Here is a 23,495-nt window from a genome sequence, read left to right as displayed (position 1 = left end):
AACCTGTTAATAACTTTTTCTTTCTTTTTCTGCCAAAAAATTTGCAGGTTCCAAAACTTTGCGTACCTTTGCAACCGCAAACGAGAAACAACGGTTGCAGAAAACAACAAATTGGTGCCATAGCTCAGTTGGTAGAGCAAAGGACTGAAAATCCTTGTGTCCCCGGTTCGATTCCTGGTGGCACCACTTAAAATCCTGATTTCCATGCGAAATCGGGATTTTTTATTTAGAATTATCCAACCATACCACCTCTCTACAAACTATAATGAGGCGAAGCCCAAATGATGGAAAGGCCTGAAAAGACCGGTCTCGATTAAAAGATTCAATCATTATCTCCCACCACTGCAAAGTTAGCATCATTCCTCAAACTCCGAACGAACAACAATAAAGCCACAAATTTTATGGTATATTGTTCACAGAAGTATATCTTTGTAACTAACAGGGATACCTGTATTTACTATGCACGTAAAGAATCACACAAGATACATAAATCTTGCAAAAATCAGAAGGAGGAAAACCTGCAGTAAAAAAGTGGTAACCTTACCTACAAAACTAACATAAATTCATCATGAAACATTCATTACTAAGAAAAACATCCATTGCCGGTCTCCTGTTTTATCTACTGACAGGAAGTGTATGGGCACAAGACTACCGGCTGACATCACCCGACGGCAAACTGAACATCAACATCTGTACGGAAAAGGCTTTGACCTGGAGCATCGAACAACAGGGAGATACGGTCATACTTCCCTCTGCCATTGCCTTGAAGATAAGAGAGGATCGCCCAAACGGTACGGAAACTACATGGGGGAATCCTGTCAAAGTGAGTAAAGCCTCAGAAAAAGAAATCCGGACCTCGTTCTCCACGCCTTTCTACAAACGTACCGTGGTAAAAGACCAATATAATCAGCTCCTGCTGAAATGCAAAGGCGGATACAGCATCGAATTCAGGGCTTATGACGATGGAGCAGCCTATCGCTTCATTCTGGAACAGCGGAAACCAATGCTCATTGAACAGGAAACAGCCGAATTCAATTTTACAGCAGACCATCAGGCTTTCATCCCCTACGTAAATGACAACCGTGGCGGTGAACGCTATTGCTACCCTTTCGAATCCTATTACGATGAATGCAAACTGTCTGAAATGATACCCGATTCACTGGCCATTACTCCGTTAATGGTAGACTTGGGGAATGGGCACAAAGCTGTCATCATGGATGCGGGAGTAGAAAATTATCCGGGCATGTTCCTGCTTCGGAACAATGACAAACCTCACGCATTGACAGCCACTTTTGCTCCCTACCCTTTGGAAGAGACAGTGGGCGGACATAACCGCTTGAACTTTGTACCTACCCGACGGGCAGACTACCTGGCACATACCGATGCCCGGCAGACACTCCCCTGGAGAGTGGTCATCGTCAGTGAAAAGGATACCCAACTGGCGGACAACGACATGGCACAACGTCTGGCTCCTGCCTGCCGCCTGACCGATACCTCGTGGATAATACCCGGTAAAGTGGCCTGGGACTGGTGGAATGCCTGCAATTTGACCGGAGTAGACTTCAAGGCAGGGATAAACACGCCCACTTACAAAGCATACATCGATTTTGCGGCTGAAAATCACTTGGAATACATCATTATCGATGAGGGTTGGAGCAGTCCGGAGAACCTACTGGATGTAAATCCGGAGATAGATCTTGAAGCACTGATTGCTTATGGGAATCAGAAAAATGTAGGAATCATCCTCTGGTCCAGTTGGAGAAATGCCATCAAGGACACCGACAATACCTTCAAGCACTACAGCAAACTAGGTATCAAAGGCTTCAAGATAGACTTCTTCGACCGCGACGACCAGCCCGTCATCCGCTCCATGTACGAATTGGCACAGAAAGCAGCCGACAACCACCTGGTACTTGACTATCACGGTATCAAGCCGGGCGGTATACAACGCGCTTATCCCAATATTCTTAATTTTGAAGGTGTCAAAGGACTGGAAAATGCCAAATGGGAACCTATCGTCAACGGTCAACCGCTTCACGATTTTCCCCGTTACGACGTCAGTGCTCCATTCCTGCGTATGCTGGCAGGCCCGATGGACTATACTCCCGGAGCAATGATCAACGCTACACGCAGTGCCTTCCGTGCCGTCTATGACCGTCCTATGAGTCAAGGTACCCGTGTTCATCAGATGGCCATGTATACACTTTTTGAATCTCCGTTACAGATGCTGGCAGACAGTCCGAACAAATACCGGAAAGAACAGGAATGTACAGACTTCATAGCCAAAGTTCCCACCGTATTTGATGAAACCGTGGCCTTAGACGGTAAAGTAGGCGAATACATCAGCCTGGCACGTTGCAAAGATGGTATCTGGTATGTAGGAGCCATGACGGACTGGACACCTCGTCAATGCACCATCGACCTGTCCTTTTTGAGTGAAGGTGAATACGAAGCCGAAATCTTTGCCGACGGCATCAATGCGGATCGGGAAGCCACCGATTACCGCAAAGAAATACGTACGGTGAAAGCCAACGACAAATTGAATATTGAAATGGCTCCCGGAGGTGGATGGACAGCACGTATTACCCCCAAGAAATAAATTTACCGGAAGTAACATGATTTCACCGTGAAACATCATCTTTCACCAGAAACGACTGTTTATCAATCTAATGCAACAAGGTGAAAGCGTGAAGGCAATTATCAGAAAGAGCTATTAAACAAGATTCAAGGAATCAATAAAAGAGGCTGTCCCGCTTTAACACGAGACAGCCTCTTCATCATCATATCCTAACAATACCAGAAAAGCTTCAGATAATAAAACTCAAGAAGGGCTTGACATATATCTAGTCTCTTTTTTGTACCAATACTGCTGTATATCAAAACCAATTCTAATCATCTTTTTCTTACAAAGAGAATCTAACTTTTGATTTCCAGCTGTTTATATAAAATATAAAGCACACCGAATGGCAACAAAAAGAAACAAAAGAGTCTCCAAAAGGGGATTTTCTTATTTTTTTTGCAAGTAATTTGATTTATTTCATATATTTGCACAATGATACTTCTCTTTGTAAGAAAATAATCATAATAGTTAAACCTAAACCTAATTTTTTTATGCAAAAACAAGTGAGACTTGTCAGCATACTCTTATGCCTCGGCATGGGAGTCGCAGGAGGGCTTCCTGCATATGCTTCCAGCGAATCAGTTTCTGTACAGCAACAGAACGATGCCTGTAAAGGTATCGTAAAAGATGGCGCCGGTGAACCGGTTATCGGTGCATCCGTCGTAGTAAAAGGGACCACCAACGGTGCAATTACTGACATAGACGGTAAATTCTCCATCAGTGGGGTCAAGAAAGGAGCCACCATTGAAGTTTCGTTTGTAGGTTATGTTACTCAAAGTATCGTTTGGAATGGCCAATCATTAAACTTAACATTGAAAGAAGATACCGAAACGCTGGACGAAGTAGTAGTAGTAGGTTACGGTACACAGCGTCGGGAAAGTCTGACCGGTTCGTTGCAGACTGTCAAGGAAAATAAACTGAAAGATGTAACCACAGCCAACGTAGAAAACATGCTGAACGGTAAGGTTTCCGGTGTATTCGTTGCTCCAGGTTCCGGACAGCCGGGTTCAAGCGGTGCCGTTGTAATCCGTGGTAAGGCCTCTATCAACGGTAGCTCAGCTCCGTTGTGGGTAATCGACGGTGTAATTGTCGGTGACGGAGCCGGACAGTTGAATCCTGCCGATATCGAAACCATGACCATCCTGAAAGACGCGGCATCTACTGCCATCTACGGTTCGCAGGGTGCCAACGGTGTAATCCTGGTAACAACCAAAAACGGTAAAAGCGGCAAGATGACCATCAACGTATCTGCCAAAGCCGGTGTAAGTACACTGAACAACGGTAAGCTGGAAATGATGGACGGTGCCGAACTGTATGATTACTACAAGTCATTCAATAATCCTGAGAGTATCACTTTTCCGCGCTGGAATGAAGACCTGCGCAACTCCAACTTCGATTGGTGGGATCTGGCTACCCAAAGCGGTGTAACCCAGGAATACAATGTATCTCTGTCGGGCGGTGGAGAAAAAATCAATTCTTATTTCTCCATGGGTTACTACTCGGAAGAAGGTGCAGTGAAAGGCTATGACCTGCAGCGTTACAATTTCCGTTACCGCAGCAACTACAAGCCGTTTGATTGGTTGACTATCAAACCTTCTGTATCCGGCGCGATGCGCGACACTCACGATGCCCAATATTCCGTGACAGCCATGTACTCCATGTTCCCGTGGGATAGCCCGTACGATGAAAACGGCAATCTGGTGCCGGACCGTTACAGCGGATGGGTAGACAACTCGGATTCAAACTACCTGAACGACCTGAGTTATGGAAACCATACCGATTACAAGACGTACGAGTTCAACGGTAATTTTGACTTCGACATCCGTATCACCGACTGGCTGACCTTCTCTTCTGTCAACAACTTCCGCTGGATAGGCTACTACTACAATTCCTATTCAGACCCACGCTGTGAGGGAGCTTCCGGTGTAAACGGACGTTTGTCGGAATATCAGAGCAATACCGTGCGCCGTTACACCAACCAGATTCTCCGCTTCAACAAGGTATGGGGAAAACATTCTGTCAATGCCCTGGCCGCTTACGAATTCAATGACTATCAAGGAAAAGCCATTTCGGCTACCGGAACCGGGTTTGTACCGGGATTTGAAGTGCTGGATGTAACCGCTATCCCCGAAGCTGTAGGCGGTAGCTTGAGCGAATGGGCCGTACAGTCTTACCTTTTCAACGGTAACTATGCATACGACAACCGTTACCTGGCTCAGTTATCGTTCCGCCGGGATGGTGCATCCAACTTCGGTGACGACAACAAATACGGTAATTTCTTCTCCATCAGTGCCGGATGGAACATCAACCGTGAAAAATGGTTCAAGGCAGACTGGGTAGACAACCTGAAACTACGTGCTTCCTACGGTACAGTAGGTAACCGTCCGACAAGTTTGTACCCTCAATACGACCTCTATTCCATCTCAACCAGCTACAACGGAATACCTTCTGCACTGATTAGCCAAATCGGTAATAAAGACCTGACGTGGGAAAAGACCTATACTACCGGTGTCGGTCTGGATGCTTCCATGTTCGGCGAACGTTTCCGCTTCTCGTTCGACTATTACTACAAATACACCTCAAACATCTTGTTTCAGGTACCCGTATCCGGTATCACCGGCGTGACTTCCCGCTGGCAGAATGTAGGTGAGATGGAAAACCAGGGTATCGAACTGACCATCGGTGGCGACATCATCCGTACCAAAGACTGGACCTGGGGAGTGGAACTGAATTTCGGACACAATACCAACAAGATTAAAGAACTCTACGGTAACAACACAGAAATCATCCGTGGCGGTGATGCCGGTATTGCCGGTGAAGCCGACAAGATTCTGAAGAAAGGCTATGACAGCAACAGCTTCTACATGAGAGAATGGGCAGGTGTCAACCCGGAAACCGGTGCGCCGCAATGGTACAAGCATACCAAAGACGAAAATGGCAACGTTCTCAGCCGTGAAATTACCGAAAACTATGCTGAAGCAGACCAGGTAATCTGTGATGCTTCTACGCCAGATTTCTTCGGCGGATTCAACACCACACTGACCTGGAAAAACATCGACCTGAATGCCGTATTCGGTTATTCGGTAGGCGGTAAAATCTACAACTATTCCCGCCAGGAATATGACTCCGACGGTGCCTACACCGACCGTAACCAGATGAAACTGATGGACGGATGGACCCGCTGGGAAAAACCGGGCGATATCGCTACACACCCTGTTGCTTCTTATGGTAACAAGTCTAACTCCAACAAGGCTTCTACCCGTTACCTGGAAGACGGCAACTTCCTGAAGTTGCGTTCACTCACCATCGGCTACAATTTAAGATTACCGAAATACTACATCCAGAACATGCGTATCTTCTTTACGGGCGAGAATCTGTTCTGCATCACCGGCTATTCAGGTGTTGACCCGGAAATCCCGGCAAGCAACGGTAGCGCAATCGGTTCAGCCGGTCCGAGTGTCTACCCCTCTACCCGCAAATACATGTTTGGTATCAACTTAACCTTTTAATTAGCCCATCCGTATGAAAAAGATAGTAACAACTTCCTTGTTGGTGACCGCCTGTTTGTGCGGCACACTGACGTCATGTGACATAGAACGCTTGCCCAACGGCAGCATGTCCGCAGAACAGATTACCGGTGACCCGCTGACTTCGCTCGACGGTCTGGTAGACGGTGCCTACGCCCAGTTGAAGGATTGGTCGGACCACATGCACCGTATGGGAGAATATGCCGGTGATAATATGATGATCCGCGGTTCTTCTACCGATGCCTTTATTGAATTCATCACTTATTCCCGTACCCCAAACAACTACCGCCTCCAGGCTTTTTGGGATTACGGTTACAAGGCCATTGCCCAGGCTTCGAATGTCATCAACATGATAGAAGAAGGCCAGGATACAGAAATCGACAGCAAGCTCGGTGAATGCTATTACATCCGTGGCATGATGTACTTCTACCTGTGCCGTGCGTTCGGCCGCCCGTATTACCAGGCCCCAGATAAGAACCTGGGCGTTCCCATTGTCAATGGAACACCCGAAAATATGGACAATCTGCAGTTGCCCGACCGTTCTACCGTGAAAGAAGTGTATGAACAGGCCATCAACGACTTGAAAAAGGCAGAAACCTTGATAACAGAAAACAAAGGCCCCGCATACGCTTCCAAAGAAGCTGCACAGGCCATGCTCTCACGCATATACCTGTACATGAGCGGTACTTACGACAACCCGAACCGCGAATATGCCCAACTGGCCGTAGACTATGCCACCAAAGTCATCAATTCCGGACAATACACCTTGCTGGGAAGAAGCGACTTTATGAACTACAATACGTTCACGCCGGAAAACAACAAAGAATCCATCTTTGTGGTAAAACGGGTTGCTACCGAATTTTCAGGCTATGACCATTACTACGGCATCGGTGGTATGTATGCCGTAGTAGGCGGTATGGGCTGGGGCGAAATGTATGCCAGCGCCAAATACCTTGACTTGCTGAACGAAACCGGACGGAACGACTGGCGTCCGGACAGCAAGAAGATTGTAGATGCCCGTGCCAATTTCATCGACCCACAGTATGTACAGGACGATAACGGCAACTACACCCCGGTATTCCGCTTCATCAAAAACGTATACGATGCCAGCGGTAATCTGAGTGGTTTCAACTATGTACAGGCCACGTTGAAGCAAAATGGAGGCAACTACACTTGTACAGAAACAATTGATGGCAAAGAAACGACCTACACCATGACTGCCATAGACGCTGACCAGCAAATCTATTCCATCAAATACTCAGACGGAGAAGTCTATACCGGTGTCATTGATTACCAAATAGGTCTAAATAATGCATTCCCAATGTTCTACATTACCAAATGTTCTGGTGAAGGCGAAGATTCTCACCTGCACTCTCCGATAATCTCCCGCCTGGGCGAAATTTATCTGAACCGTGCAGAAGCATACGCCAAACTGGGTAGCTATGCCTTGGCTTTAACAGACCTGAATACCATCCGTGAACGTTCCATTCCGGGTGCCGGATATGCTTCGCTCGACGCGACTAATGCGGCAGAACATATAGACAAGGAACGTCAGCTTGAATTAGCCTATCAAGCAGAACGTACATACGACATCTATCGCAACGGCAACACTTTAGTGCGTCGCTTCCCGGGATACCAACAAGCCACGCTGGAAGTACCTGCCACAGACTATAGAGTTCCTTTCTTTATACCACAGAGTGCCATCAATGCCTATCCAAGCGGATGTACACTGACCCAGAATCCGACCAGCGACGCAGGAGTTATCCTGAACTGATGTTATCGCTATTGACAGATATTTCTTAAAATAGTCTCTTCAACAGGCTGTTCCGGCACAAAGCCGAAACAGCCTGTTTTTTCATTTCCTCCTAAGAATCTTCCAAAGAAACCACCGACTTCTGTACTTTCTTCCCCTATAAACAAAAAGAAAATGCTTTCAAACTATTTATAAATTAGAGGAATAATTATTTACATATATTACTGATTATCAACAGATATATTTATAATCTGATTTATAATTTCTTTCAAAGCGAAAGTATGAAAGAACAATTCTTCGATATTTGCATTCGGATGAAAGAAATCTCTTTATAAACACTTCTAATCGAATGCCATGAAAACAAAAAAACTACTCTTATTTACCCTGTTGACAACCACCCTCTTCGGGTGCGGAACAGCCCCCAAAGAATACGAATCGTTTGAAGATTATCCTACCTTTTCCCAACCGTGGGACGAAATGACCTACTCGGAAACGGGAACAGACTTCATGCTTTGGGCACCGACTGCCGAAGAAGTAAATGTAAAACTCTATACAGACGGACTGACCGGAAATGCCATCCAGACCGTCCCCATGAAAGAAGCCGGAAACGGTATCTGGAAAGCTTCTGTAACCGAAGACCTGAAAGGGAAATTCTATACGTTCCAAGTCAAGATAAACGGGAAATGGCTGGACGAAACACCGGGAGTCATGGCTAAAGCCGTGGGAGTAAACGGAAAAAGAGGAGCCATTCTGAACCTCGACACGACCGACCCGGAAGGCTGGAGCCAGGATGTTCGGCCAACTTTGAAAGGATTCGACGATATCATCATCTACGAAATGCACCACCGCGACTTCTCCATCGACAGCCTGTCCGGCATCAAGAACCGGGGAAAATATCTTGCCCTGACCGAAACCGGTACAACAAGCAAAGAAGGACAGAAGACAGGAATCGACCATCTGAAAGAACTGGGAATTACTCATGTACATCTGTTGCCTTCATACGATTACGCCTCGGTAGACGAAACACAACTGGACAAACCCCAGTACAACTGGGGATATGACCCGCTGAACTACAACGCACCGGAAGGTTCCTACGCTACCGACCCGTATACACCGGAAACACGTATCCGGGAATTCAAACAGATGGTGATGGCCCTGCACCAGGCAGGTATCCGTGTCATCATGGACGTAGTATACAACCATACCTTCAATACCGAAGGAAGTAACTTCGAACGTACCGTACCGGGTTATTTCTACCGCCAGAATCCGGACGGCAGCTTTGCCAACGGTTCCGCCTGCGGTAACGAGACAGCCAGCGAACGGGAAATGATGCGGAAATACATGGTGGAATCAGTCTGCTACTGGGCCAACGAATACCACATCGACGGTTTCCGTTTCGACCTGATGGGCATCCACGACATCACGACCATGGAAGCCATCCGGAGCGCACTGGACAAGATTGACCCGACCATCTACATCTACGGAGAAGGATGGGCAGCCAGCAGTCCGGCTTATCCGGCCGACAGTCTGGCCATGAAAGCCAACACCTACCGGATGCCGGGAGTAGCCGCTTTCAGTGACGAATTCCGTGACGGGTTGCGGGGAAGCTGGAACAACGACCTGGAAGGTGCCTTCGTCATCGGTCGTACGGGACACGATACACAGGTGATGTTCGGTATCACTGCCGCACTGCCTCATCCGCAACTGAAGGATTCTACCCTGAACACACCGGCATCCTGGACCGCCCAACCGACACAGATGCTGAGCTACACCAGTTGCCATGACGACCATTGCATTACCGACCGTCTGAAGATTACCGCGCCAAAGGCAACGGACAAGGAACTGACTGCCTACCACAAGCTGGCACATACGGCCGTATTCACTTCGCAAGGTGTTCCGTTCATCTTCACAGGCGATGAAATCATGCGCGACAAGAAAGGCGTACGCAATTCCTACAACAGTCCGGATTCCATCAATGCCATCAACTGGGCCGGCAAAGCCATCCATCGGGAAGCCTTCGACTACCTGAAAGGACTGATAGCCATGCGTAAGGCTCATCCGGCCTTCCATTTGGGCGATGCAGAACTGATATACAAGCATCTGGAATTTCTGGATATGGAGGACAATAACGTAGTAGCCTTCCGGATTAACGGAGCCCCCAACGGCGACACCTGGAAGAACATCACCGTTATCCTGAACTCCAAGAATGAACCTGCAAGTATCGACGTACCGCAAGGTACCTATCAGATAGTCTGCAAGGATGGAAAAATCAATCCGGAAAAAGGACTGGGCAGTATGACCGGCAACAAACTGACTGCTGCTCCACGCTCGGCACTGATTGTACACCAATAACGATGTAGTCTTCCTTAATATATAGGGGTTTTATCATAGTTAGCACATAGGTTAGAAAGGACAGCCGCCACAGGAATACAGCTTGCAAAACCGTTCCGCTGTAGGACTGTGGCGCTGTTTTTTCCCTCAGCCATGAACAATTTCTGCATCCGGTTTGTTTTCTTTCTAAAAGGGGAAACAGAAAGATGAAAAGATTCATTGCACTGATGCTGTTCATACTCGTTGGGATTGCCATCCACTGGCAGTGCCGGGAAGTGTGTACGGAAACGGCCTGTCCGGTTCCGGAAGCACATGCATGCACTGGAGATACCGACAGCCAACGACTGGCCTCACACCCTTTCTCCATGGCACAGGTTCTTCCTATCGATAACCTACACTCCGTCAACGAACATTTTAACCTGTCCAGCCAGCGCTACCTGCGACACCTTCAGTACACTATCCGCCAGAACAGCTGGAACCTGCTCAGAGAAATGAGCCGTTCAACACAGACTCTGGTGGCTGTATCGGCAATATCACACAGACAGGCTTACACCATCGGGCGTACGGGTAAAGAATGCCTGTATACGTATGCCATCCGGCACATCCTGATTTAGAATCTTGAATTTCATTGTCCGATTTATCTAACGTACAGCCCTTATCGACTCTGTACCAACACTTCATGTCTAACAATCAAATTCAAATTCTTATGAAACAATATCATTCTTTACATAACTATACACATCAAGACATCCAGAAACGCATCAACTTCACCACAATCGGAATAGCCTGCATCCTAATAGGCATAGGAGTTTTTCTACTGATGGCAACCTCAACGACTGAAAAAGGTTCCAACCTGGATATTTTCCGTATCTGCTCAGGAAGTTTTTGTATTCTGGCAGCCCTCTATCAACTCGGATTCCGCAGTCTCCATTGGGTATACCTGCCCACAGGTAGCAGCATCCGCAAGAAGTCAGTCTGCTACAATCCCTATCAACAGGCCGAACTTTCCAAACGGCTGGAAGCTTATCTCCAAACGGAAAAATTTCCGGCCAATGATGAGAAGAAGCCGATGAAATTGGACTTCCTCTATACCAAAGACAAGTCGTTCGCCAGTTTCCAGTTATTCGAATATACCTCTTACCTTTATACACCTGCCTCTGAAATTTGTTATTTAAAAGACGAACAGGCCAAAGCATTTGTAGAGGCCTTCGCCCACAATTAACCCATTTCACTAACTATCAACGCTTATGAGTTTCAATATCGCTAGAACAGACAAGAAAAGAGTCGTCATCGTAGGTGGAGGATTCGGAGGGCTGAAACTGGCCAACGAACTGCACAAATCGGGATTCCAGATTATCCTGATTGACAAGAACAACTATCACCAGTTTCCACCGCTCATCTATCAGGTAGCCTCATCGGGACTGGAACCAAGTTCCATCTCCTTCCCTTTCCGCAAACTTTTCAACGGCTACAAGGATATCCATTTCCGCATGGCCGAAGCCAGACAGGTATATCCCGAAAAACATATCCTGCAGACTTCCATAGGGAAAATAGACTACGATTACCTGATACTGGCGGCAGGTACAACCTCCAATTTTTTCGGCAACCGGCGGATTGAAACGGAAGCCATGCCCATGAAGACCCTGTCGGAAGCCATGGGATTACGGAACGCGCTGCTGAGCAACCTGGAGCGGAGCGTCACCTGCGCTACCGACCAGGAACGGCGGGAACTGCTGAACATCGTCATTGTAGGCGGCGGAGCTACAGGAGTTGAGATAGCCGGTGCCATCGCCGAAATGAAACGCTATGTCATTCCGAAGGACTATCCGGAAATGGACCCGAGCAACCTGCATATCTTCCTGATAGAAGCCGGAAACCGCTTGTTGGCAGGTATGTCCACCGAAGCTTCCGCAAAATCAGAGAAGTTTCTCCGAAATATGGGTGTAAACATTTACCTCAACAAGAAAGTGACCGACTATCAGGACCACAAAGTGATACTGGAAGACGGCATGGAGATACCTACCCGCTCGTTCATCTGGGTAAGCGGTGTCCGTGCAAACGCCATCGGTAACCTGCCTGAAGAAGTCATAGGTCGAGGCGGACGTATCCGAGTGGATGCCTATAACCAAGTAACAGGAGTCGAGGACATCTTCTGCATCGGCGACCAATGCCTGATGACCGAAGACAAGAACTATCCGAACGGACATCCGCAACTGGCCCAGGTGGCTATCCAGCAAGGACGGTTACTGGCCAAGAACCTGAAAAGACTGAATCAGGGCAAAGCCATGCGCCCTTTCCGATATAAAAACCTAGGTACCATGGCGACGGTAGGACGGAACAAGGCTGTTGCCGAGTTCAAAACCGTCAAGACACAAGGCTGGCTGGCCTGGATATTGTGGTTGGTGGTCCACTTACGCTCTATCCTGGGTGTCCGCAACAAAATCAACGTCCTGCTCAACTGGATATGGAGCTACTTCACCTACGACCAGTCACTACGTATGATAGTCTATGCCCGGAAAGCCAAAGAGGTGAAAGACCGGGAAGAACGTGAAAGCAAAGTTCACTGGGGAGAAGAACCTCCTACAACCGACAACATTCTCTAAATTCCATCATTTTTTTCATCACTCCCTGTCCGACCGCCGGTGACGGTAGCGGGCAGGGAGTTCTTTATTCAGCAAACGCTCCCAAACAACATACCCCGGCAGAAAGGAATGCATCTTTTCCACCGGGGTATATCAGGTTTCTGTCAGTAGTTTCCATTTCCTGCTGGTCGGCTGTGCGACGGACCACCAGTTTGGCAGACTGTTTACGGCCATCCGCTTTCGGATCGTTCGGTTTCCATCCAGCAAGTACACGATACGTATTCGCTGCATCGGCTACCTGTTCCACTTTCACCCATTTATCCTCTTCGGGAAATTCAGCGACGAGTTCCAAACCTTCAGGCAAGGTGAAACGTCCCATCTCATTATCAATGTATCGGCCGAAATCGCAGGTATAATCCTGTAAATCGAATGTAAAGCCCTCCAGACGAATCGGATTTTCCTGCAGAATCAGTTTGACACAATCTTCTTCATACGATTCATTCAACCCTTTCCGACGGAAGAATACCTTCACTTCCTCTTCCGGATATCCGGGAGGGAACAAAGCTTTATGGACCACAAACTTATTTTCACCAACGACTCCCGATGAAACGGCTTCAACGGTAACACAAGGATTCTCTGAAGACACAAACTCCAGTTCATCGTCACAATCCAACGCCAATGTGAAATCCAACGCACGGCTGGGAACCGTTACAGTATTATTTGCCGTCATCTGTACCCCGTCTGGGAGTGAAGACAAATTCTTATCAATTGTTATCTGACTATCCAAGTCGGGTTGTAGCTGTGTATTTCCTCCATCTTCCCAAGCAAGTACATCCAGACTGACTTCACTCGATAAAGTATCCTTCCGGAGCGTCAAGGTATAGATGGAGTTCCGCTTCAGAACTTTTTCCTCCAGCGTTTTGGTCAATACTTTTGACTGACCGTCTACCATCGCTTCTACACTGACTTCCAATCCTTCATTCTCTTGCTCATAGACATAAAGGACACCTGGAGTAGAGGTTGTCAGTACCTCATCAAAATGAACTGTCACATCTTTGCGGACAACTCCGGCTGGCGACTTGACCCCCTCAGCCTGAGGAAACAAATAGACGGATTGTGCCGCATTTTTCAACGTCAGGCTGTTTACCGCAATATTTCCGGACAAAGTCAAATCAAAACGTGCTACTCCACGCTTCAGTACCAGGGTTTGTCCTGACTGCGCACGCGTAGCCAAATCCATCTTTCCGGTCAGAAAACCAACAGCCTTGCCGTCTCTGTGCAAAGTTTTTTAAGCCTCACCTCCAGCAGTTAATCATAAACCGCTCATTGTAAGTATATTACAAAGCATCAAGAGTTCAGGAGAAGTACTTCAAAAAACGAACGTTCGTTCCATTCAAGATGTCCGTTCGTTTAAACCCAAACAAACGTTCGTTTTCATCAAAACATGAGTTCGTTTTCATCTGCCTGCAAATGGCATGATACAATAACAAAATCAGTAGAGCCATCCAGCCCTACTGATTCCTGACTATCATTTCATTCCTTCCAAAGCCTGCTTGGCCGCAGCATGTTCAGGGTCAAGTTTCAGAATGTTACGCCAGTGTTCTTTCGACTGTTCGTAATCTTTCTGCAGGAAATAATAATACCCCAGATAACTTTCGCATTCAATCATCAGTGACTGTGAAGCTTGCGGCTGTTGGCTAAGCAGAGCCAGTGCCGCTTCATAATACGGTTTCGCCAACCCTTGTGACGTTTCGGGGTCCAGCAGAGAATTGACACGCGCCCGCCAGAAATTCCCCAGATAGTTGGTTGGAACCCGCTGGGCTACCTGAGCAAAAATCTCATCGGCCTTGGTTAAAGCGGCAGTCTTCTGTGCCATATCCTCGGTAGCCGATGCTGACAGATAATACAACCTGCCCAGCAGGAACAAATCAGAGACCTCCATCTTGCCGTTCAGGCAATCCGCATAATGTTGAAAAGCTTCTACAGCCTGCGGATAGTTTTGTGCCGACTCATAGGCCCCGGACATTTCCTTCCAGATTTCAGGATGTTCCCCCTGAGTATCGGCCGCCAAAGCCTGCTTGAACGCCGCGACAGCCGGTTCGGTCTGTTTCAGTGCTTCGCAGATTCTTCCCTGATACACATAATCCAGGTATACGAAACTCCCCTCTTTCTGATCCAAGAATTCCTGCGAAGCCTTCAAGGCCTCCTCATACGCCTTCAGTTCATACAGGTCGTACATCTTCAGACGTTTCAGCAGGTGGTACTGGGCATCCATCGACAGGCCTTTTTCTACCATATCCATTGACTCCCGGTAATCCTTGTTCAAATAAAGCAGCATGGCATAGCGACCATAATCCTGTACTTCCGGTTTGCCGGCCTGCATGAATGTATCGAAAGCAGTCTTGGCACGGCTGTAGTCGCCCATCTGATAATAGACATTGGCCAATTCGCGGTCCGTCTGCAACTCCTCTGGAAATCTGGCCTTCAGTTTCAGCAACATATCTACCGAAAGCTGAGGATTGACCCCTGCATAAGCATGGGCATATTTGTAATAGGCTTCCTTACAATCTTCATCGAAGAGGATGGCCTGTTCGTAATTACCGCAGGCTGTACCCGGATCGTTCTCTGCCAAAGCAATATCTCCCTGAAGCAGGTAGACCTGTGGAGCTTTATTGTCCACATCGGCAGCCCGTTGGGCATAACGTCCGGCTTCCTGTATATTTCCGGCAGTGAGGTAAGCATCGCCGATAGCCACCAGCAGCGAGACATTCTTCTTGTTCTTCCCCTTCAACAGGTTATCGAACCCCTCGGCAGCTGTCTGCGGATGTTCCTTGATTGAAGCGGCAATAGCCTCCACCTGTTCTGTCAATCCGGCTTCCAAGGGCTCCTGTGCCCATAAAGAAAGCGCAAAGAACGGTATTCCTAAAAAATATATACGTTTATTCATCATTCTTCCATCATTTTACGCGGTTAAAAATCATCTTTTACATCCACCAGGCGGACCGGTTGGGTAGCAGGTACAAGCCCCGACTTAAGAATGATACGCTGTCCCCTGTCGCCTGTCAGAAACGTCATCAACCCTGTAGGCAAAGCTCCCCTTGGGTCATTAATCAGAATATACACATCGTGTGTCAATGGATACTTCCGCAAGGCCAGATAGGCCTGATAAGGACGGCAGGCATCACCGGTGGTCTCCGCTGTGTCCGCACTGACAGCCATCACACGGACCGACTGGTTGAAAGACAGACGGGTAGAATCCGCATCATTGCCTATCCAGTTGACCCCAATCACTCCGATGGCTCCCGGAGTTTCGGATACATAACGGATGACCGCCTCGTTGGTGCGCTGCGCCTTGACAGCAGAAGCTATCGGTTGTCCCTTACAGATGGAATCTATCGCAAAACGGACAGTTCCCGAATTCGGATTATCAAAAACCAGCTGCAGTTCTCCTAACCGTGAATCCGGATTCAACTGTTCCCAACGCGTCACTTCCCCAAGCAACACCCGACGGAACTGGTCGACGGTCAGCAGAGAGTCCGGATTCTGCCGGTTGACGATAAGGGCCAGGCCGCTTACCGCCATCCGGACCGACTCCGGAAAAAACTTACGCGTATGAAAAGACTGCAGTTCCCGCTCTGTCAACGCACGGTTAGTCACTGCCAGACGGACACTGTCCTTCATCAGCAGATTCACCGCTTCCACTTCACTGCAATAAACCGGTGTCACTACGGCCTCCGGATTCAGCGCCGTATACACCTGAAGTTCTTCTTCCATGATAGGGCGTAACGATTCGTCTACCGCTATCCGGATGTTTCCTGAGTAAAGCGTCTGGGCGTCATCCTCGCTTTTATGCGAAGAGCAGGCTGCCAACACACACAAACTTATCCATAAACCAACGAACATAACTCTCTTCATACACGTATGCAATGCTTTTGATTTCCGTAAATTATTGTAATTTGAATGTAATAGGTACCGTATAATACACCGGTACATTTCTTCCGTTCTGTTTACCGGGTATCCACTTGGGCAACGACTGTACCACACGGACAGCTTCCTTATCGCAGTTCGGATCGAGCGAACGCATGACCTGTACCTGCTCTACTGTACCTGTAGCCGTCACGACGAAACGGACAATGACACGTCCCTGAATACCGTTCTCCTGGGCAATGACCGGATAACGCAGGTTCTTGGCAATGTATTTCAACAGTTCCGTAATTCCACCCGGGTACTGAGGCATCTGCTCCACCATGGTATAGGGCTGTTCCTTCACTTCCTCCGGAGCCTGTGTAATGACTTCCTTCAAATCTGCAATATCCTTACCGTTCAGTTCATCGTTTCCTTTCACATCGGCAATGGATATCTGTACCTTGGTTTCTGTCAGTTCCTGCTGACTTTTCAGTTCGTCCTCATCGGATACCTCTTCGTCCTTCTTCACCACCGGAGCGGTAAACTTGATGGTACTCTTTAGCGCCGGAGGAGGAGCTATCGGCTCTACCTTACGGACAATATTCTCGTCCTTCACTTCCGGTTCCTCCAACATGGACAACTGGGTCACCTCCACCATTTCTTCCTTCTGTTCCGGCATCGCCATCCGGATGAGTCTCGGCAACGTCAGTGCGGCAACTGCCGCACAAGTGACGATTACCAAAGCTGCCAGTTGACGCCGGCCCAGGTCCTGACGCATCTTGTATGCGCCATAGTTCTTGTTCTTGTCCTTGAAAATCAGCTCACACCATTCCAAGGACGTTAAATCTATTCTTGACATACGTTATTCCTGTTTTGAAGGGTTAGACATGAGCCGCATCACTACCCTGGTGATAATGATCCAACAATACCTGGTCACCTTCCGCCACATCGACTATCACATACTTGCCGATGCTGCAAATCTGCATCTCATCGAGCGCATCCACCAGATTCTTATAAGTTGACCGGTCGGTTGCCTTAATGATGACAGTCGGTGTATTCTTCCCGGATTTTACCTCGGCTATCTGCTTCTTACATTCCTCTTCGGTGATTTCGAGACGTGCCTTCTTCTCTTTCAGTTCACGCACCTTCTTCACCGCGTCCGCATTTTTACGGAGCAGGATTTTCCGCAGACCGTCGGCTTCGTAAGTCGTTTCCTTCAACGAAGCATAATTATCGTAATCCGGTTCCCCTTCATAATAGTACAACTTGTTATCAGCATCCAACAGCAGGGTCAGTGCCTGCGAAGCCTTCACCTTGTTCTGCTGTTCCTCGGTAATGTTCTTATCGTTGGAAGGCATACTGATTTCCATAGTCTGAGGCTTGCTGAGCGAAGTACACAGCATGAAGAACGTAATCAGCAGCATGTTCATATCCACCATCGGTGTAAAGTCCACCCGGATAGACATCTTTTTCTGCTTGCTGCCCTTCCCCTTCTTATCTCCACTTTCTTGAATTTCTGCCATAGTCTTTTCGGTTTTTAATCTTCAGCACTGGTCTTCAGAGAAGTAATCAGATTGTATCTGTTCTCTTTCAGGTCCTGAAGCGAATTCATCACTTTTTTGATTACCATGTATGGAGTCTGCTGGTCAGCCTTGATAGCTATACGCAAGTCAGGATTCGCAATCCGTGCATGACGCACCCACGCCTTAAACTGGTTATCGATGCTGTCGCACGGAATTCCCTGATTCTTCAGAACCTTGTCCTGCTCTTCGCCCGAAAGCGCCAGGAACGACTTCAGATTCTTCATCGGAACTCCAAAAGTCTGGAACAGTGAAAACTTCTTGACTTCCTGCGGAGTGAAGGTGACACCATATTCCTCACCCATCGCCTCCAATGTAGTCGCCATATCGTCTTGTTTGTCAAGGCTCATGAAAATCTTTCCGTTCGTATCCACCAGAATGGACAGCAGGTTGGTCTCCGGTATCTTGATTTCGGAGACAGACGATGGAGTAACCACCTGTACCGGCTCTTTCTTGACGAAGCTTGCCGTCAACATAAAGAACGTAAGCAACAATACAGTTACATCACTCATGGCTGTCATATCGATGAACGTAGCCTTTTTCTGTATTTTTGCCCTACTCATAGTTGTTTCGTTTATTGGATTCCACAGAATGTAACTCCCCCGATTTCCGGGAAAAATCAATGAGTAGACGCATAAGTCTGTACGATAGAGAAACCTACTTCATCCAGGCTATAAGTCAGTTTGTCAATCTTGTTGGTATAGTAGTTATAAGCGATGACAGCCAATGCACCGGTCAAGATACCGAAAGCAGTATTAATCAACGCTTCAGAGATACCGGTAGAAAGGGCTACTGAATCTGTTCCACCTCCGGCAGACAAAGCAGCAAACGACTTGATCATACCGATTACGGTTCCGAGCAATCCCATCAACGTACCTAAAGTAGTGATAGTAGCGATAATCGGCAGATTCTGCTGCATCATCGGAAGTTCCAAAGCGGTAGCCTCTTCCAGTTCTTTCTGGATAGCCAGGATTTTCTGGTCCTTGGTCAGATCAGTAGCCTGTTCCATCTCACGGTATTTGCGCAAGGTAGAACCCACTACATTGGCAACAGAACCGCGCTGCTTGTCACACAAAGCTTGCGCAGCATCCAAATCACCGCGAGTTAAGGCTTCCTTAATCTGCGCCACGAATTTCACCAGTTTGCCACGTCCGAAAGCCGCACGGATGGTAAAGAATCGTTCTACACTTAAAGCCAGTACGGTAAGCAAAAGAGTCTGGATAACCGGCACAATGATACCGCCTTTATAAATGGTACCTAAAAGATTACCGGGAAGCGGATGATTATTCGGATCATTGTTCATGAAATTAGCCGGATTACCGAACACAAAATGGTAGATACAGATGGCCACAACAAAACATCCGATAATTACTAAACCGGCAGCTTCAATTCCTTTAAAAGATTTCTTGGTTACATTATTATTCGTTTTCATAGAATCAATCGTTTTTAAAAATATTTGTTTGTTAATGAATAGTATCAAATGGGCATACAGGATGCCGGAAACACCTGTTGTCGTACAAGTATTTCTTCTTTACTCCGGCCCAATCACTTGTGCCGGAGTACGGAAAACAACTAAATTTAAAAACGATTTAATTAAATGATTATTTTTCTCAAGGCGAACACGAAGTATTCGCAGGAAGGCTCCACACAATGAAAACTGACGGATGGAAACAACCTCTCTTTCTCACACAGCAATGTTCTTTCACGCATCGCATAGGAAGCAATGAAATTGCGGAGAAAATGGTCATTCAATTCATTCAGATATCGAGCATAACGTTCGGCTAAATTACAACGAACAAATGTACGCGAAACGGTTTCGCATAACATGTCCTTTACCCGCTCTGGAGCGGCATGGAAATGTTTCTTGGCGGATTCAGGGGAAGATGAAGGAACGTCAGCAACCGAATACGACGGCAAAGCTTCCGGGCAATCATTGCCGGTAGCATGAGCTTCTGTCAATCCTATAAACAGGAACAGGAAGACCATCGTTATGTTGAACATCCACTTCATAGGAAAAAGATTGTTTAATTCACTTATTCTACTTATTGTCATTCATGAGAAAGTCAGGAAAAGTCAGTTTTCGAAAATAGCTTCTCGCTTTCTCATCCCCTTTGCATAAATAACAACCAACAGTAGAAAAGGTTCAGAAGAGATGTGTTAAACGATGTAAAATTTCAATCAAGCGTCAAAAGGATAAGCACAAACAGTGTATTCTCCATGCAACACATTAATGAAGATAACGGGAGTAACGCGGCCTTTCCTTTTGTCCGAACAACAATTTATCGATAGAAAACAATCCTGGGCCGCTTATCCACAACAAAATAAAAACAACCAGAAAGACAAATGCCAGTTCTCCGCCTGAGATACTTCCACCATGTACCCCCCAAAAAGCCACTGCCATGGTAGTAATCATCGGAAGCAAAGACAAACGGAACAACAGACCTAGAATAAAGGCACACGAACAGGCTGCTTCGGCAAAAATAGCCAATGCCAGCGAATAGGTGCTACCGATACCCAACGGGTCCGGAAACGAGACAGACAATACATAGAAATCGATGATTTTCATGATGCCGTGCATCAGGAGCAAACCACCGAACAGCAAACGCAAAGCCAACAGAAACCAGGAGAAACAAATCTCTTCGGCCACCCGTTGTGTAAAAAAGAAAGCATTTTTCATACGCATAACCTGTCATTCATTTTAAAACAACTGCAAGATAACAGAAAAAAAGAAGGAAACAAAATAAATAGATAACATTTTAACAGGAGTACGTAAGGGTATGAAAACAACAAAGAGGGTGTGTCAAAACTCATTTTTTGAAAATGTGAACTTATAATTTGAAATTTGAGCATCCTAAAAGACTAAAGAAAGGGCCGTATCATTACTCTATACAGAGTTTGATACGACCCTTTTAAATATTATAGTTACAATCTGTAACTTTGAGGAGTAGTCATTTTAGTTTTGACACACCCTCTTCAAAGTATATGGTGTATACAGAATTATTCAGCTTTAGGGGCTTCCTCTGCAACAGTTTCAGTAGCTTCTGCAACAGGTTCTTCGGCAGTTGCAGCAGACTTCTTAGAACGACGAGTACGAGTAGCTTTCTTAGCAACAGTCTTGGCCATATTCTCGTTGTAGTCAACCAATTCGATGAAACACATTTCTGCGTTATCACCCAAACGGTGACCAGTCTTGATGATACGAGTATATCCACCCGGACGGTCAGCCACCTTTACAGAGATTTCTTTGAACAGTTCAGTAACAGCGAACTTATCCTGCAAGTTGCTGAATACAACGCGTCGTGAATTAGTAGTATCTTCTTTAGATCTAGTAATCAGCGGTTCAACGAACTTCTTCAAAGCTTTAGCCTTCGCAACAGTCGTAGTGATTCTTTTGTGCTTGATCAAAGAACATGCCATGTTTGACAACATTGCACTTCTGTGAGAAGCAGTACGACCTAAATGGTTGAATTTTTTATTATGTCTCATTTTTTATTCTTTATCTAATTTATACTTAGAAATATCCGTTCCAAACGACAGATTCAGACTCTCGAGCAAATCATCAAGCTCAGTGAGCGATTTCTTACCGAAGTTTCTGAACTTCAGCAGGTCAGTCTTGTTGAATTGAACCAAGTCACCCAATGTTTCTACATCGGCAGCCTTCAAACAGTTCAAGGCGCGTACTGACAGGTCCATATCCACCAACTTAGTTTTAAGTAACTGACGCATGTGCAGAACTTCTTCATCAAATTCTTCGTTGCCATCAACATCTGATGTTTCAAGTGTAATCTTTTCATCAGAGAAGAGCATGAAATGATAAATCAGAATCTTTGCAGCTTCTTTCAGGGCTTCCTTCGGGTGAATGGAACCGTCCGTCGTAATCTCGAGCACCAACTTTTCATAGTCAGTCTTCTGTTCTACACGGTAGTTTTCAACCGCATATTTTACATTACGAATCGGAGTGTAAATAGAATCGATAGGAATTACATTCACATCGGTGCAGAATTCGCGGTTTTCGTCAGCCGGAACATAACCACGACCTTTGTTGATTGTAATGTCTATCTGCATAGTTGCTTTTGAATCTAAATGGCAAATAACTAATTCAGGATTTAACACTTCAAATCCGGTCAAATACTTACCAATATCACCTGCCTTAAATTCAGTAGAATTCTCAACGGTAATGCTTACCTTTTCACTATCGAATTCCTCAACTATTTGCTTGAATCGAACTTGTTTCAGATTCAAGATAATGTTAGTAACATCTTCTTTGACACCTGGTACAGTTGCAAATTCGTGTTCAACACCTTCAATATGAATAGTATTGATCGCATAGCCTTCCAGTGAGGAGAGAAGAATACGGCGTAAAGCATTACCTACGGTAATACCGAAACCGGGTTCAAGCGGACGGAATTCGAATTTTCCGAATTTGGAATCCGCTTCCAACATTAATACTTTATCAGGTTTTTGAAATGCTAATATCGCCATGAAATCAATTATTATTTAGAGTACAATTCAACGATCAAGTGTTCTTTAATGTTTTCAGGAATGTCAGCTCTTTCCGGTTTATGCAACAATTTTCCAGTCTTAGAGTTTTCATCCCATTCCAACCAAGGATATTTGCTGTGATTGAATCCAGCCAATGAGTTAGCGATAACTTCCAATGATTTAGATCTTTCACGAACACCGATCAACTGACCCGGTTTTACAGCGAATGAAGGGATATTTACGACCTTGCCATCAACTGTAATGTGCTTGTGACCTACCAACTGACGAGCAGCTGCGCGTGTAGGAGCAATACCCAAACGGAACACTACGTTGTCCAGACGACATTCAAGACTCTGCAGCAAGATTTCACCGGTAATACCGTTCATACTTGCAGCTTTCTCAAACAGGTTACGGAACTGTTTTTCCAGTACCCCGTAAGTATATTTAGCTTTCTGCTTTTCAGCCAACATGACACCGTATTCAGAAGTTTTTCTGCGACGGTTGTTACCATGCTGTCCGGGAGGATAGTTTTTCTTAGACAAAACTTTATCTGCTCCGAAGATTGCTTCACCGAATTTACGTGCAATTCTAGTTTTTGGTCCAGTATATCTAGCCATTTTATTTTCTGATTTAATTGTTATAATGTACTCAATTTGTTGCAGCCGCGATTACAGAAAGGAATTGCAATCCAATTATTTAACAAATTCAAGTGAC

General features: G+C 46.3%; 19 protein-coding genes and 1 tRNA gene. 8 read left to right on the top strand and 12 right to left on the bottom strand.

The window, feature by feature from the left end:
- The first annotated feature begins 113 nt into the window (after window positions 1–113).
- The 8 genes from C510_RS0113470 (at window position 114) to C510_RS0113430 (ending at window position 12,834) form a co-directional block, all read left to right on the top strand.
- Window positions 114–186, top strand: a tRNA-Phe gene (locus C510_RS0113470).
- Window positions 187–568: 382 nt separating this feature from the next.
- Complete coding sequence (locus tag C510_RS0113460) at window positions 569–2,599, top strand: retaining alpha-galactosidase (RefSeq protein WP_018711811.1); 2,031 nt, start codon at window positions 569–571, stop codon at window positions 2,597–2,599.
- A gap of 557 nt (window positions 2,600–3,156) precedes the next feature.
- Window positions 3,157–6,129 (top strand): SusC/RagA family TonB-linked outer membrane protein, encoded by a 2,973-nt coding sequence (locus C510_RS0113455; RefSeq protein ID WP_018711810.1) that lies wholly within the window; start codon window positions 3,157–3,159, stop codon window positions 6,127–6,129.
- Between the two features lie 13 nt (window positions 6,130–6,142).
- Window positions 6,143–7,921: a RagB/SusD family nutrient uptake outer membrane protein gene (locus tag C510_RS0113450; RefSeq protein WP_025892816.1), complete on the top strand. Its 1,779-nt coding sequence runs from the start codon at window positions 6,143–6,145 to the stop codon at window positions 7,919–7,921.
- Between the two features lie 333 nt (window positions 7,922–8,254).
- On the top strand, window positions 8,255–10,252 hold the full coding sequence (gene pulA, locus C510_RS0113445) for a type I pullulanase (protein ID WP_018711808.1): 1,998 nt from the start codon (window positions 8,255–8,257) through the stop codon (window positions 10,250–10,252).
- A gap of 185 nt (window positions 10,253–10,437) precedes the next feature.
- Window positions 10,438–10,845, top strand: a complete 408-nt coding sequence (locus C510_RS0113440; RefSeq protein ID WP_018711807.1) for a hypothetical protein — start codon at window positions 10,438–10,440, stop codon at window positions 10,843–10,845.
- Window positions 10,846–10,937: 92 nt separating this feature from the next.
- Complete coding sequence (locus tag C510_RS16565) at window positions 10,938–11,453, top strand: hypothetical protein (RefSeq protein ID WP_018711806.1); 516 nt, start codon at window positions 10,938–10,940, stop codon at window positions 11,451–11,453.
- 25 nt (window positions 11,454–11,478) lie between these two features.
- A complete protein-coding gene (locus tag C510_RS0113430) occupies window positions 11,479–12,834 on the top strand; it encodes an NAD(P)/FAD-dependent oxidoreductase (RefSeq protein ID WP_018711805.1) in 1,356 nt (451 codons plus the stop codon).
- 64 nt (window positions 12,835–12,898) lie between these two features.
- Here the strand turns inward: C510_RS0113430 and C510_RS0113425 are convergent, their stop codons facing one another.
- From C510_RS0113425 to rpsD, 12 genes are all read right to left on the bottom strand, one after another.
- Window positions 12,899–14,095 (bottom strand): hypothetical protein, encoded by a 1,197-nt coding sequence (locus C510_RS0113425; RefSeq protein ID WP_018711804.1) that lies wholly within the window; start codon window positions 14,093–14,095, stop codon window positions 12,899–12,901.
- A 246-nt stretch (window positions 14,096–14,341) separates the two neighbouring features.
- Entirely contained in the window at window positions 14,342–15,763 is a 1,422-nt protein-coding gene (locus C510_RS0113420) for a tetratricopeptide repeat protein (protein ID WP_235300990.1), read from the bottom strand.
- A gap of 20 nt (window positions 15,764–15,783) precedes the next feature.
- A complete protein-coding gene (locus tag C510_RS0113415) occupies window positions 15,784–16,728 on the bottom strand; it encodes a PstS family phosphate ABC transporter substrate-binding protein (protein ID WP_025892819.1) in 945 nt (314 codons plus the stop codon).
- A gap of 31 nt (window positions 16,729–16,759) precedes the next feature.
- Window positions 16,760–17,578: an energy transducer TonB gene (locus C510_RS0113410; RefSeq protein WP_022340667.1), complete on the bottom strand. Its 819-nt coding sequence runs from the start codon at window positions 17,576–17,578 to the stop codon at window positions 16,760–16,762.
- A 22-nt stretch (window positions 17,579–17,600) separates the two neighbouring features.
- On the bottom strand, window positions 17,601–18,242 hold the full coding sequence (locus C510_RS0113405; protein WP_018711800.1) for an ExbD/TolR family protein: 642 nt from the start codon (window positions 18,240–18,242) through the stop codon (window positions 17,601–17,603).
- A gap of 14 nt (window positions 18,243–18,256) precedes the next feature.
- Entirely contained in the window at window positions 18,257–18,862 is a 606-nt protein-coding gene (locus C510_RS0113400; protein WP_018711799.1) for an ExbD/TolR family protein, read from the bottom strand.
- A 56-nt stretch (window positions 18,863–18,918) separates the two neighbouring features.
- Window positions 18,919–19,731, bottom strand: a complete 813-nt coding sequence (locus C510_RS0113395; RefSeq protein WP_018711798.1) for a MotA/TolQ/ExbB proton channel family protein — start codon at window positions 19,729–19,731, stop codon at window positions 18,919–18,921.
- 161 nt (window positions 19,732–19,892) lie between these two features.
- Window positions 19,893–20,309 carry a hypothetical protein gene (locus C510_RS16560; protein WP_018711797.1) on the bottom strand — a complete coding sequence of 139 codons (417 nt, stop codon included), beginning with the start codon at window positions 20,307–20,309 and terminating at the stop codon, window positions 19,893–19,895.
- Window positions 20,310–20,526: 217 nt separating this feature from the next.
- Window positions 20,527–20,982, bottom strand: a complete 456-nt coding sequence (locus C510_RS0113385; protein ID WP_018711796.1) for a DoxX family protein — start codon at window positions 20,980–20,982, stop codon at window positions 20,527–20,529.
- A 314-nt stretch (window positions 20,983–21,296) separates the two neighbouring features.
- Complete coding sequence (rplQ, locus tag C510_RS0113380) at window positions 21,297–21,785, bottom strand: 50S ribosomal protein L17 (protein WP_025892822.1); 489 nt, start codon at window positions 21,783–21,785, stop codon at window positions 21,297–21,299.
- 3 nt (window positions 21,786–21,788) lie between these two features.
- Entirely contained in the window at window positions 21,789–22,781 is a 993-nt protein-coding gene (locus tag C510_RS0113375) for a DNA-directed RNA polymerase subunit alpha (RefSeq protein WP_025892823.1), read from the bottom strand.
- An 11-nt stretch (window positions 22,782–22,792) separates the two neighbouring features.
- Entirely contained in the window at window positions 22,793–23,398 is a 606-nt protein-coding gene (rpsD, locus tag C510_RS0113370) for a 30S ribosomal protein S4 (RefSeq protein WP_025892824.1), read from the bottom strand.
- Between the last annotated feature and the right edge of the window lie 97 nt (window positions 23,399–23,495).

The organism is Phocaeicola barnesiae DSM 18169 = JCM 13652, assembly GCF_000374585.1.
In the GTDB taxonomy this organism is placed as follows: Bacteria; Bacteroidota; Bacteroidia; order Bacteroidales; family Bacteroidaceae; genus Phocaeicola; species Phocaeicola barnesiae.
Note: the sequence above shows the minus strand (reverse complement) of the source record. Positions and strands in the feature narration are given on the sequence as shown.

Bases quoted from the DNA above. Each gene is read 5' to 3' on its own strand.
- C510_RS0113460 (WP_018711811.1), top strand. From the start codon at position 569: ATGAAACATTCATTACTAAGAAAAACATCCATTGCCGGTCTCCTGTTT.
- C510_RS0113455 (WP_018711810.1), top strand. From the start codon at position 3,157: ATGGGAGTCGCAGGAGGGCTTCCTGCATATGCTTCCAGCGAATCAGTT.
- C510_RS0113450 (WP_025892816.1), top strand. From the start codon at position 6,143: ATGAAAAAGATAGTAACAACTTCCTTGTTGGTGACCGCCTGTTTGTGC.
- pulA (WP_018711808.1), top strand. From the start codon at position 8,255: ATGAAAACAAAAAAACTACTCTTATTTACCCTGTTGACAACCACCCTC.
- C510_RS0113440 (WP_018711807.1), top strand. From the start codon at position 10,438: ATGAAAAGATTCATTGCACTGATGCTGTTCATACTCGTTGGGATTGCC.
- C510_RS16565 (WP_018711806.1), top strand. From the start codon at position 10,938: ATGAAACAATATCATTCTTTACATAACTATACACATCAAGACATCCAG.
- C510_RS0113430 (WP_018711805.1), top strand. From the start codon at position 11,479: ATGAGTTTCAATATCGCTAGAACAGACAAGAAAAGAGTCGTCATCGTA.
- C510_RS0113420 (WP_235300990.1), bottom strand. From the start codon at position 15,763: ATGATGAATAAACGTATATATTTTTTAGGAATACCGTTCTTTGCGCTT.
- C510_RS0113415 (WP_025892819.1), bottom strand. From the start codon at position 16,728: ATGAAGAGAGTTATGTTCGTTGGTTTATGGATAAGTTTGTGTGTGTTG.
- C510_RS0113410 (WP_022340667.1), bottom strand. From the start codon at position 17,578: ATGTCAAGAATAGATTTAACGTCCTTGGAATGGTGTGAGCTGATTTTC.
- C510_RS0113405 (WP_018711800.1), bottom strand. From the start codon at position 18,242: ATGGCAGAAATTCAAGAAAGTGGAGATAAGAAGGGGAAGGGCAGCAAG.
- C510_RS0113400 (WP_018711799.1), bottom strand. From the start codon at position 18,862: ATGAGTAGGGCAAAAATACAGAAAAAGGCTACGTTCATCGATATGACA.
- C510_RS0113395 (WP_018711798.1), bottom strand. From the start codon at position 19,731: ATGAAAACGAATAATAATGTAACCAAGAAATCTTTTAAAGGAATTGAA.
- C510_RS16560 (WP_018711797.1), bottom strand. From the start codon at position 20,309: ATGAAGTGGATGTTCAACATAACGATGGTCTTCCTGTTCCTGTTTATA.
- C510_RS0113385 (WP_018711796.1), bottom strand. From the start codon at position 20,982: ATGCGTATGAAAAATGCTTTCTTTTTTACACAACGGGTGGCCGAAGAG.
- rplQ (WP_025892822.1), bottom strand. From the start codon at position 21,785: ATGAGACATAATAAAAAATTCAACCATTTAGGTCGTACTGCTTCTCAC.
- C510_RS0113375 (WP_025892823.1), bottom strand. From the start codon at position 22,781: ATGGCGATATTAGCATTTCAAAAACCTGATAAAGTATTAATGTTGGAA.
- rpsD (WP_025892824.1), bottom strand. From the start codon at position 23,398: ATGGCTAGATATACTGGACCAAAAACTAGAATTGCACGTAAATTCGGT.